The 11,343-nt window shown below is 69.8% G+C and carries 9 protein-coding genes; 3 read left to right on the top strand and 6 right to left on the bottom strand.

The window, feature by feature from the left end; translation table 11 throughout:
• The coding region (locus JHN45_RS47660) for an alpha/beta fold hydrolase (RefSeq protein WP_201055676.1) at nt 1-748 on the top strand (748 nt) is incomplete at its 5' end.
• 80 nt (nt 749-828) lie between these two features.
• Here the strand turns inward: JHN45_RS47660 and JHN45_RS53770 are convergent.
• Nucleotides 829-1,281, bottom strand: coding sequence for a hypothetical protein (locus JHN45_RS53770; RefSeq protein ID WP_236584894.1), 453 nt, complete (start codon nt 1,279-1,281; stop codon nt 829-831).
• A 155-nt stretch (nt 1,282-1,436) separates the two neighbouring features.
• Nucleotides 1,437-2,474 (bottom strand): helix-turn-helix transcriptional regulator, encoded by a 1,038-nt coding sequence (locus tag JHN45_RS47650; protein WP_201055674.1) that lies wholly within the window; start codon nt 2,472-2,474, stop codon nt 1,437-1,439.
• A 220-nt stretch (nt 2,475-2,694) separates the two neighbouring features.
• Between JHN45_RS47650 and JHN45_RS47645 the strand changes: the two genes are divergently transcribed.
• Nucleotides 2,695-3,498, top strand: a complete 804-nt coding sequence (locus JHN45_RS47645; RefSeq protein WP_307783409.1) for a DUF1963 domain-containing protein — start codon at nt 2,695-2,697, stop codon at nt 3,496-3,498.
• A gap of 262 nt (nt 3,499-3,760) precedes the next feature.
• On the opposite strand, the gene JHN45_RS47640 is transcribed toward JHN45_RS47645, so the two are convergent.
• From JHN45_RS47640 to JHN45_RS47625, 4 genes are all read right to left on the bottom strand, one after another.
• The gene (locus JHN45_RS47640; protein WP_201055672.1) at nt 3,761-6,262 is read right to left on the bottom strand and encodes a right-handed parallel beta-helix repeat-containing protein; all 2,502 of its coding nucleotides are present in this window, start codon (nt 6,260-6,262) and stop codon (nt 3,761-3,763) included.
• A gap of 186 nt (nt 6,263-6,448) precedes the next feature.
• Nucleotides 6,449-7,594, bottom strand: coding sequence for a galactonate dehydratase (gene dgoD, locus JHN45_RS47635; RefSeq protein WP_200715731.1), 1,146 nt, complete (start codon nt 7,592-7,594; stop codon nt 6,449-6,451).
• A gap of 62 nt (nt 7,595-7,656) precedes the next feature.
• Complete coding sequence (locus JHN45_RS47630; RefSeq protein ID WP_234469367.1) at nt 7,657-8,445, bottom strand: SDR family NAD(P)-dependent oxidoreductase; 789 nt, start codon at nt 8,443-8,445, stop codon at nt 7,657-7,659.
• 170 nt (nt 8,446-8,615) lie between these two features.
• Nucleotides 8,616-9,656, bottom strand: coding sequence for a LacI family DNA-binding transcriptional regulator (locus tag JHN45_RS47625; RefSeq protein WP_307783406.1), 1,041 nt, complete (start codon nt 9,654-9,656; stop codon nt 8,616-8,618).
• A gap of 335 nt (nt 9,657-9,991) precedes the next feature.
• On the opposite strand from JHN45_RS47625, the gene JHN45_RS47620 reads away from it, so the two are divergent.
• A complete protein-coding gene (locus tag JHN45_RS47620) occupies nt 9,992-11,260 on the top strand; it encodes an ABC transporter substrate-binding protein (protein ID WP_201055670.1) in 1,269 nt (422 codons plus the stop codon).
• The last annotated feature ends 83 nt before the right edge of the window (nt 11,261-11,343 follow it).

Raw genomic sequence — 11,343 nt, 5'->3', positions numbered from 1 at the left:
CACCCGCACCGTCGCCCTCCCCGGCGGACTCACCGTCACCGTCCAGGAGTTCGGCGAGAACACCGAAGGCACCGGCGTCCTGGTACTGCACGGCGGCGCCGGTCCCCGCACGGTCGCCGGCATCTCGAACGCGCTCTCCGAACACGTCTACGTCGTCACCCCGACCCACCCCGGTTTCGACGGCACGCCCCGCCCGGAACGCTTCGACACCGTCGCCGACCTGGCCATCGCCTACCTGGACCTGCTCGACACGCTGGACCTCAAGGACGTCATGGTGATCGGCAACTCCGTCGGCGGCTGGATCGCCGCGGAGATGGCCCTGCGCGACAACCAGGGCCGCATCGGCGCCCTGACCCTGCTGAACGCGGTCGGCATCCACGCCCACATGGTCGAGAACCGGGTCGTGGACCCCCGCACCATGGCCCCGGCCGACATCAGCCAACTCTCCTTCGCCAAGGCCGAGTTCCGCCCCGACTTCGCGTCGTTCACCGGCGAACACTTCACCTACGACCCGAAGCTCCGCGGTCGCCTGCACCGCGTGACCGTCCCGGTCCTGGTCGTCTGGGGCGAGGAGGACGGCATAGCTCCCCTCAAATACGGCCGCGGTTACGCGGATTCCTTCCCCAACGCCCGGTTCACCCCGATCCCGGACGCGGCCCACTTCCCGCAGATCGAGCAGTTGGGCGCCACCCTGGGAGCGATCGGCGACTTCGTGGACACGGTGGTGAAGCCGGGGGCGACGGACTGACGGCCGGCCCGGGGAACGCGGACGAACGCCCCGCGCGGGGCGGGGCGTTCGCTGGGCGGTGCGCCGACGGTCGTGCCCGGTCAGCAGACGGGCAGCGGGTCCGTCTCGCTGTAGATGGCGGTGTCCTTCATCCAGCCCCAGGCCCCGTTGTCGGCCTGGGTCCACTCCCAACGGTAGGGGTGCGGGCCGCCGACGTAGCCGCCGTTGTCGGAGCGGCAGACGAACCAGGACGGGTTGGAGTACATGTACCCGACGACGGTCGTGGTGCCGCTGGCGTAGACGGGGGCGCCGGAGACGTTGTTGCACCACCAGTGGGAGGAGCTGTACCAGCAGCCGGCCGCGAGGGCACCGGCGGAGGTGGACGCGGTGGTGGCGGTGAGCCCACTGGTCGTGGGAGGAGTGCCGGTGGGGGCGACGGCCCGGCCGCCGGTCACGGAGGCCGGCACGGCGGACGCGGTGCCCGCACCGGCCAGGGCGAGTGCGGCGACGGCGGTACAGGCTGCGACTGCGCCTGTGATCTTGCGGATCAGCATGAGTTTCCCCGATTCATGTGCGGTCGTTGGTCACGGACCTGGTCAGGGTCTGAGGGCCGCGGGGCGGGTGATGGCTCCCCCGCGACCGTCCCGGCCCTTCGCCGCTCCAGGTTGGGACAGCCGACACCACCGGCGCCACACGTTGAAGCCCTGCCTTAAACGGAATCCGTCCAGTGGTTGTGGGCCGGTGCCCGGAACGCGCCGTTCAGGAGGGCGATCCCCGCAGGAGTGGTCGTATGCAGGATGTACTTGCCGCGGCGCATGCTCAGCAGCAGTCCGACCCGGCGCAGGACGGCGGTGTGCTGGCTCACGGCGGAACCCGAGATGCCGAACCGTGCCGCGAGTTCACCGGTGGTGCGGCCGGTCACGACGTCCTCCAGGATGGCGGCGCGGGTACGGCCCATCAGGTTGCCGAGGCTCGCACCGGCGGAGGCGGCGTCGGGTGCCTGGGCCCAGCCGAGGACGTGCTGGATCGGGTGGACGAGGACCGGCGTCCGGCCGGGCGAGGGCGCGGCGAGCATGACCGGTCTGCGGACGCAGTAGAAGGACGGCTGCAGCAACAATCCCCGCTCGTCGAGCCGCAGTTCGCGGTCGACCGGGTAGTCGACCTCCAGCACGGGCGGCCGCCATCGCATGACCGGCTCGAAACTCGCCAGCAGTCCCTCGGCGCCACCGGTGAGCACCGCCCTGGCCCGCAGCGCGCCGTCGGCGGCGACCTGTGCGCAGATGTGCGGCCAGAACTCGTCGAGCGCCCGCCGGTAGTAGCCGTGCAGGGCGGTGCCCAGGTCGTGCAGCGCTTCGGGCTCCCCGCCCGCCAGGGCTCGCAGACCGGTGGCCGACGGCGGCGGATTCGACCTGACGGGCGAGGCGACGAGCCTGGTCAAGTCGCCCCGCAGGGTGGCCTTCGGGGTGCGGAGCACGGTGTCGACGGCGCTCCCCAGGTCCGGGTAGCCGCCCAGGTCGGGGGTGAGGAAGTCGGGGGTGTAGCCGCGGGGCGGCAGGAGCGCGGTGAGCAGCGCGGCGCCGTCCCGGATCAGGCGCGGCCGGACCCGCCTGCGCCACTGGCCGAACACCAGCAGGCTCTCCCTGCCGATCAGGATCTGGAAACTGTTGGAGATCTCCCACAGAGGGTCGGGGGTGGCCGCGACACGCAGCCGCGCGATGTCCCCGGCAGTGAAGTGCACCCGCAACATAGCGGTCTCCGGACGAGGTAGTCACCGTGTGGACATGCCACCGACAATGGCCAGCCGCGGACTGCTCGGGCAAGGCGTCATTCGGCCGCGTGTCGAGGGGGGCTGCGGGCGGCGGTGTGTCCGGTGCATGATGATCCACCGCCTTCCCGCCCGTGACGGCAGGCGGCACTCTCGCCGCCGCCATCCCCCCGGCGCCGACGCCGCAAGGAGACCCCCACCCGTGACACAAGGCTTTGCCGGTCGCCCGTACGACTTGGACGATCTCGTTCCGGAGCTCGCGGTTCTCCGTCGGCGGACGACACTGCTGTTGCCGAAGAGCGGGTCCCCCGGGGTCGGGGAGAGTTCCCTGGGCGGCCCCGTGCTCTGGCCCGCCGACGAACCCTGGCCCTCCTGCGGACAACAAGGTCACTGGGCCTGGCCCGACGAGAAGAATCCTGCCGGAACGGTCCCCATGGTCCCGGTCGTCCAGCTCTTCGCACGAGACGTACCCGAGCTGACGTTCCCGGAAGGTACGGACGTACTCCAGCTGCTCTGGTGCCCGTTGATCCATCCCCAGGACCAGGCGTGCGCCGCCCTGCCGAAGCTCTTCTGGCGCACCGAGGCGGACGTCCTCTCCACCGGCACGCTCCAGGCGATACCCAGCCCTCAAGAGGGCGAGTACGAGGAGGAGTTCATGCCGAATCCCTGCACGGTGTCCCCCACCCCGGTGGCGGAGTACCCGAATTGGGATCTGCCACAGGAACTCCGGCAGACCCTGCGGCCCCGCATCCAGGAGTTGGAAGAGCGCTTCGGCATGGACTACACGCTGCTGGCGTGCGCCCTGCAGAACAAGGTCGGCGGTTACCCGGCCTGGAACCAGCCACCCGACTGGCCCCTCTGCGCACGCGGCCACCGCATGGAACACCTGCTCAGCATCACCCCCGAGGAAGACCTCGACATGGACATGGGCGACCTCGGAGGCGTCTACGTCTTCCTCTGCCGCGCGTGCCCCGAACTGCCGTACACCCATCGCTACGACTGCTAGAGCACGGCTACCGGCAAGGTGTGCGCGGCCGGCGCTGGCAGGTCACCGCTTGGCCATCGGCTGGGCCCGGCCGTCGGTTGGGTCCCGGACGTGTTCTCCGGGCCGCCCCCGGACAGGTCGGGGATGCAACCATTCCCTACGGAGCTGGAACCCCCGGAAGCCGGCCGCGCGCTCGCGACCATAGTCGTAGGCACTGACAACGGGTCCGCCGACGCGTGTCCCCCGGGTCGGTGACCCGGGGGACACGCGTCGCTCAGCCCTGCTACGGCAGCTTCACCACCGTGTAGTCATCGCAATACCCGGCCGCGGAACCGGAGTTCTTGTAGCAGTACACCGACGCCGCCGTGTTGGAGACGCCTGTCGTGAAGAAGATCGGTTCCTGGGCGTACGACGTCGTCGAGCCCCGCAGGTACGTCTCCGTGCCGCCGAAGCTCTTCACGCCGACCGCGACCTCCTCACCCGAGGTCGCCACCTTCGCCCATGCCGCCAGCAGGTAACTCCCGCCCGCCGTGAGGCCGCTCACCGTCTGGATGGCACCGCTCGCGCTCACCCCGGTCTGGAGCGAGTACGTGCCGGTACGGGCGTTGGACGCGACCACGCTCGACGCCGTGCCCGTGCTCTGCGTCCACGGGGTCAGCGCGCCCGTCTCGAAACTCGGGTTCGTGACCGTGTTGGTGGAGGAGGAGAGGGGCTCGACCGCGAGGTCGTCGCAGTAACCCGCCCCCGTTCCACCGGCGTTCTTCCAGCAGTAGACCGTGGCCGTCGTCGTCGACGCACCCGTGGTGAAGAGGATCGCCGCCTGCGAGTACGACGTCGACGCGACGTTCGTGTAGGTCTCCGTGCCGCCGAAGTTCTTGACGCCGATCGCCAGCGTCTCACCCGCCGTCGCCACCTTGCCCCAGCCCGTCAGCAGGTATGTCGTCGACGGGGTCAGGCCCGTGAGGGACTGGTTCGCGCCGCTGCCGCTCGCCGCTGTCGTCAACGCGTCGGCTCCCGTACGGGAGTTGGCCGCCGTCACCGATGACGCCGTGCCGCTCGCCTGCGTCCAGGGGGACAGACTGCCCGTCTCGAAGCCCGCGTTGGAGAGGAGGTTGCCGCCGGTGCCGTTGTAGGCGCCGATGTTGGGGGCCGCCGTGGCCGACACCGCGTTGCCGTACGCGTCGAAGCCGCCGTTGGACGCGATGACCGCGCCCGCCCTGATCACCGGGGACGACGGGTGGACCTGGTACGCGTTCTTGCCCGTGTACGACGAGGACGTGTTGGTGTTGCCCGCGTTGCGGAACTCCGGGTCCGAGGTCACCTTGGCCGCGTCCGCGGGCTCGCGGGACGGGTGGTTGCCGTAGAAGAGGTTGTTGGAGTAGGTCGAAGTGCCGGTGGTGGTGAAGTAGTTGCCGGAGCCGTAGTTGAAGACCGCGTTGTTCTGGAACGACAGCGCGCCGCTGATCGACGTGCCCGAGCGGGAGTAGAGGATCGGCGTGCTCAGGCCGTCCCTGACCGAGAACGTGTTGTTGTAGAACAGCGGGATCGCCGACGAACTGCCGCTCTGGTTCGGGACTCCGCCCACGAAGTGCAGGACTCCGCCGCCGTGGGTCTGGGTGCCCGACGTCGGGCAGCCGGAGTTGCTGCCGTCGTTCTCGCTGATGTTGTAGCGGACCACCGTGCCGTCGCTGGGGACGGTCGACGTGGGCTCGTTGGCGATGGTGAAGGGGGGCATCACCAGGAGGAAGCCGCCGAGGTTCTGGTGGCTGTAGTTGTACTGGAACGTGGTGTTGTGGTTGCCCCAGTCCACGTCGAAGCCGGTGCCGTCGGCGCCGTTGATGTGGCAGTAGACCTCGTTGTTCTGGACGACCGTGTTGCTGCTGCCGGACATCCAGATGCCGGCCGAGGCGCCGTTGCAGTACTGACCGGAGGGCGGGCAGGTCGACTTGGCGCCGCCGTAGCCCGCCTTGTTGCCGTCGATCAGGGCGCCGTCGTTCTTGACGACCAGGATGTCGTCCGCGCCGTCGTACGTCATCGTGTTGTTGCGGATGACCGTGCCGGTCGTCAGGCCGGTGCCCTGGCCGTCCGCGTTCGGTGTCACCGCCACCGCGATGCGGTCCACGTGGTCGAAGGTGTTGTTCTCCACGACCACGTCGTTCCACGTGGAGACGGGGGTGGTGTGGTCGGTCTGGACGCCCACGCCCGCGTTCGTCGCGTACCAACCGCCGCCGTAGCCCGCGATGTTGTGGATGTACATGTCGTGCACGCGGATGTGGTTCAGGACCCCGCCGGAGCTGTTCTCCGCCAGGACGCCCGAACGGTAGGCGGGCGACGAGGCGTTGTCGATCAGCTCCAGGCCGCCGATGTCCCAGTACTGCTGGTTGAGGAGGTGGATGACCGCGCCCGTCGCGCCCGCCGCGTCGATGATCGGCTTCGCGCCCGAACCGTACGACGACATCGAGATGTTGCTGCCGGAGGCGCCCGAACCGCCGGGGCTGAGCTGGCCCGTGCAGGTCGTGCCGGCCTTGAAGAGGATGCTGTCCCCGGCCGCGAACGTCGTGCTGTTGACGCTGCCGACCGCGTTCCAGGGGCTGGCGCTGGTGCCGGTGCCGTTGGAGGAGGCCGAGCAGTCGACGTAGTAACTCGTGGCCGCCGCCGAGGCGTTGGTCGCGGTGACGGGGACGAGCAGGGCGCCCGCCAGCGCGGCGAGCAGGGCGAGGATTCCCGGCTTTCGGCGGGTGGCGGAAACTGGTCTGTCGGGAGAACCGAATCTGCGACGCTTCATTGCGCGCTCCTTGGATGGGTGGATGTGTCCCTTGCCGCTGCGTGCGGCGAGATTCCCCTCTTCACCAGGCGCGATGACCGGTTGCCGCCGGTGCGCCTGGAGCGTGTGGTGCTGCCCCGACGCCGGATTTGACGGCGTCGGGGCAGCGCGAAGCCAACAGCCCCGCCGGGTAGAGAAGTTGGGCCGCTACCAGGACGCCAGTGAGCCGTCCGCGTTGCGCCACACCGGGTTGCGCCAGCGGTGGCCGCGTTCGGCGGCGGCGCGGACCTTGTCCTCGTCGACCGTGATGCCGAGGCCCGGGGCCGTCAGGCGGTGGATGTAGCCGTCCTGCACCTCGAACGGCGAGGCGTCCGCGAGGTAGCCGAGCAGGCCGCTGCTGTCGCCGTAGCCGATGCCCAGGGACTGCTCCTGGATGAGGAAGTTCGGTACGGCGAAGTCGAGTTGGAGGCTCGCGGCGAGCGCGATGGGGCCCAGTGGGCAGTGCGGGGCGACGAGCACGTCGTAGGCCTCGGCCATCGCGGCGATGCGGCGGGTCTCCGAGATGCCGCCCGCGTGGCTGATGTCGGGCTGGGCCACCGCGATGCCGGCCCCGAGCACCTCCCTGAAGTCCCAGCGGGAGAAGAGGCGTTCACCGGTCGCGATCGGGATGGAGGTGGCACGGACCACGTCGCCGAGGTCGCGGGTGAACTCGGGGAGGACCGGTTCCTCGACGAACATCGGCAACAGCGGTTCCAGGTACGGCAGTACGCGCCTCGACATCGCTCCGCTGAAGCGACCGTGGAAGTCCAGCGCCACATCGCGGTCCGGGCCGATCGCCTCCCGTACGGCGGCCACCCGGGCCACGATCGCGTCGATCGCCGCGGGGGTCGCGAGCGGTTCGAGCTGCGCGCAGGGGTTCATCTTCACGGCCGTCAGGCCCTTGGCGACCTGGCCCGCCGCCGACTCGGCGAGTTCCTCAGGGGTCTCGCCGTAGAGCCAGCCGTAGATGCGGACGCGGTCGCGGACATGGCCGCCGAGGAGTTGGTGCACGGGGACGCCGTGCGTCTTGCCCGCGATGTCCCACAGGGCCTGGTCGATGCCAGCGAGGGCGCTGCTGAGGACCGGGCCGCCGCGGTAGAAGCCGCCCTTGGCGAGCATCTGCCAGTGCTCCTCGATGCGGGCGGGATCCTGTCCGGTCAGGTAGTCGAACATCTCCTCGACCGCCTTGGCCGTGGTGTGGGCCTTGCCCTCCACGATGGGCTCGCCCCAGCCGGATATGCCCTCGTCGGTGTCGACGCGCAGAAAGAGCCAGCGCGGCTCGACGAGGAACAGCTCGTATCCGGTGATTTTCATGCTGCGGACCTCCGGGTCCTACGGGTATTACGGGGAGGGGGTAGAGGGCAGGGGCCGGGGGCCTACTCCTGCGAGCTGATGCTGCGCCCGCCGTCCACGACCAGGTTCTGGCCGGTGATGAACGACGCGTCGTCGGAGCCGAGGAAGGCGACGGCGGCGGCGATGTCCTCGGGTTCGCCGATCCGGCCCACCGGGGTGCGGGCGGCCGTCTGGGCCCGGTACTCGTCCGGTGCGTTCGTCCACAGACCGGTGTCCACCGCACCCGGCACGACCGCGTTGAACCTGATCCGGCCCGCGTACTCGACCGCCAACTGCCGTACCAGCGCGCTGACTCCGCCCTTGGCCGCCGCGTACGCGGGGAAACCGCTGAAGCCGAGCACCGCGTGCACGGAGCCCGTGACGACCACCGCGCCACCGGCCGCCGAGAGCAGCGGGACGGCGGCCCGGACGCCGTAGAAGACGGAGTCGAGGGCGAGGCGGAGGTGGTCGTGCCAGGAGTCGTCGCCGAGTTCGTGGATCGCGCCGGGGAGGTTGCGGCCGGCGTTGAGGTGCAGCAGGTCGAGACGGCCCGTCCACTCCTGGGCGGTCCGGATCGCCTCCGGCCACGCCTCGGGGTTCGTGACGTCCAGCCCCAGGTGACGGGCCCGGCCGCCCTTGGCACGGACTTCTTCGGCCACCTTCTCGGCGCCGGCCGCGTCCACGTCCGTGACCAGCACGGACGCGCCTTCCTCGGCGAGGCGGCGCGCGGTGGCGGCGCCGATGCCGGAGGCGGCGGCGGTGAGGAGGGCCGTGCGGCCGGTGAAACGAGAGGCGTGACGGTCGGGGTGGTGCTCGGGGGTGGTGCGGCTCATGGTGTTCCTCTCGGCGTGACCGGCCCGTCCGGTCATCCGTCCTGCGTCCTGCGTCCGTCCTACGGGGCTGCCCTTCCGGGTCGGCCTACGGCTCGGGCCGACCCGTCCGGTCAGGTCAGGTCAGGTCGTACGGGTGCTACGGGTCCTACTGGTCGTACGGGTACTACGGGTCACGCCAGTCCGCCGGACCTCGGCCCCGCCGTGGACCCCCGCAGCACCAACCGCGGCTCGGTCGGCACGACAACGTCCCCCGGCGACTCCCCCCGGATCTCCGCGACCAGCGCGTCCACCGCCGCCGTCCCCAGTTCGTGCAGGGGCATCGCGACCGTGGTGAGCGGTGGGGTGAGGTAACCGGCGACGGGGAGGTCGTCGTTGCCGACCAGGGAGATGTCCTCGGGGATGCGCAGGCCACGTTCGTGGATGGCCCGCATCGCCCCGATGGCCTGCGCCAGCGAGCTGGTGTACAGCGCGGTGACCTGGGGCCGGCCCTCGGCGGGGGTGAGGAGTTCGAGGGCGGCGGCTGCGCCGCCCTCCTCGGTGAAGTCGCCGGAGGCGACCGGTGCCGCGTGCAGTCCCAGTGCGGCGGAGTGCCGTAGGAACGCGTCCCTGCGGTCCTCACTGGGGGTGATCCCCGAGGGGCCGGCGATGTGGCCGATCACCTGGTGACCGAGTCCGTGCAGGTGGTCGAGGGCGGTGACGCTGGACCGTGCCACGTCCATCGTGACGTTGCGGCCCGAGCCCTTGACGGCGCGGTTGAGGAAGACATGCGGAACCGGGTTGCGGCTCAGGGTCTCCAGCAGGGGGTGGTGGGGGCGGGCGGAGGCGATCAGCAGGCCGTCGACGCGCCCCTCCTTGACCAGGTCGTTGAAGGTGTCGTCGGCCTCCTGGCCGTCGAAGTCCTCGGCGAGCAGGGAGAGATAGCCCAGTTCACGGGCGCGCTGATAGGCACCGCGCGAAATCGTCACGTACGTCGGGTTGTTGAGGGCCGGCACCAGCAGGGCCAGGGCGTGGGTGCTGGCCCCGGCCAGGGCGCGGGCCCCGGAGTGCGGGCGGTAGCCCAGGGCGGCGGCGACCTCGTGGACGCGCTGTCGGGTCTCGGGCCGGACGGACAGGTCCTGCCGTCCGTTGAGCACCTTGGACACCGTCGCCTTGGAGACTCCCGCCTCCCGTGCGACGTCCACCAGCCTTGCCCGTACGGGCTGTTCAGCCACGCGCGTCCTCCCTGTCAACCACGCTGTCGACGACCCCGGCCGTCCTGCGAATCATGCCCTGCTGCCGGATTCGCCTGGGGTGTGGCGATCGGCGTGGGGTGTTGCGTTTGACCTCTTGACACCTTCTGGCGCCGCAACCTAGCGTTCGCCGAAGTCGTTGGTCAACCGGTTTCCTTCGATGGATTTCAGTGATATATCCATTCAGGCCCGGCAAACCATGATGGTCCTCGCACAGCCGACGGGACTCGGCGAACCCAGAGGACCACGCAACTTTCCGTAGAAACCCCTGCAAGCACGACGAAATCGGCATGCGCCGATGATGGGTGAGGTGTGCAATGAAGCGCTCCGGGAGACTGCTCGCGGTCGCCACCACGGTCGCCGCCCTGGCGACGTCGCTCGCCGCCTGTGGCGGCGGCTCCGACTCGACCTCGGCGGACGGGACGGTCACGCTCCACGTGGAGGCGTGGAAGGGCGGCGGCGCGGAGCCGGCGAACATCGCCGAGATCAACAAGGCGTTCGAGGCTGCGCATCCGAAGATCAAGATCGACTTCAAGTACACCACCGCGGACCCGACCTACACGCAGAAGCTGCAGCCCGAGCTGCTGGGCGGCAAGGCCGGGGACGTCATCATGGTCGACGCCGACAAGATGAAGAAGTGGGGCGCCTCCGGCTACCTCGCGGACCTCTCCAACGAGTCGTGGGTCAGCTCCATATCCTCGGCCGCGAAGCCGTTCACGCAGAGCGACGGCAAGACACTGGCCATGCCGATGGAGCTGATCGGCATCGGGCTGTACGCCAACATGGACCTGCTGAAGAAGGCCGGAATCACCGAGGTCCCCGCCGACTGGCCGACGTTCCTCGCCGACCTCGCCAAGCTCAAGAAGGCCGGGGTCACGCCCATCTCCCTGCCGGACAAGGCGGGTTGGACCGGCAGCTCGATCTTCCAGGCGAGCGGTTCGACGACCGTCTACCAGAAGAACAAGCAGTGGGACGCGGACTTCCTGGCCGGCAAGGCGTCCTTCGCCTCGGACTGGAAGGAGCCGCTCGACCAGCTCAAGACCCTCGGTGACAAGGGCTTCGTGAACTGGAAGAACGAGCTCGGCGTCGACGAGTGGTCGCAGGGGCCGCAGGACTTCAGCGCGGGCAAGAGCGCCTTCTGGTACCAGGGCGCCTGGCAGGTCTCCAACATCAAGAAGGCCGGTTTCCCGGTGTCGTTCGCCCCCTGGCCGGGCGGCGCGGCCGGCACCAAGCCGAACGCGATGCTGTTCTCCGGCACGGCGTGGGGCGTCAACTCCCAGTCGCAGCACGCGGATGCGGCGAAGGAGTACGTCAAGTTCTGGTCGCAGAGCGCGAACCTGGCGAAGTACCTGGACGCCGAGCACGCCGAGTCCCCGTTCACCGGTGGCACCACACCCGACTCGACGGAGACGACGATCTTCAACACCGCCTTCACGGAGGGCCGTTACCGGGTCCTGCCGTCCAACACCTGGTACGGCTCCCAGGCGGAGACGGACACCGGCTCAAAGATCCAGGCGTTCCTGCTGGGCCAGTCCGATGCGGCGAAGACGCTGAAGGACATCCAGACGGCGGCATCGGCGAAGTAGCCGTAACGGTGGGGGAGTTGGGCTGTCCGGTCAGTCGAACACCGGCCGGTCTGACCAGTCACCCGGCCGGTGTTCGACTGACC

Origin of the sequence: Streptomyces sp. MBT53 (genome assembly GCF_016654115.1) — a bacterium.
Taxonomy (GTDB): domain Bacteria; phylum Actinomycetota; class Actinomycetes; order Streptomycetales; family Streptomycetaceae; genus Streptomyces.
Note: the sequence above shows the minus strand (reverse complement) of the source record. Positions and strands in the feature narration are given on the sequence as shown.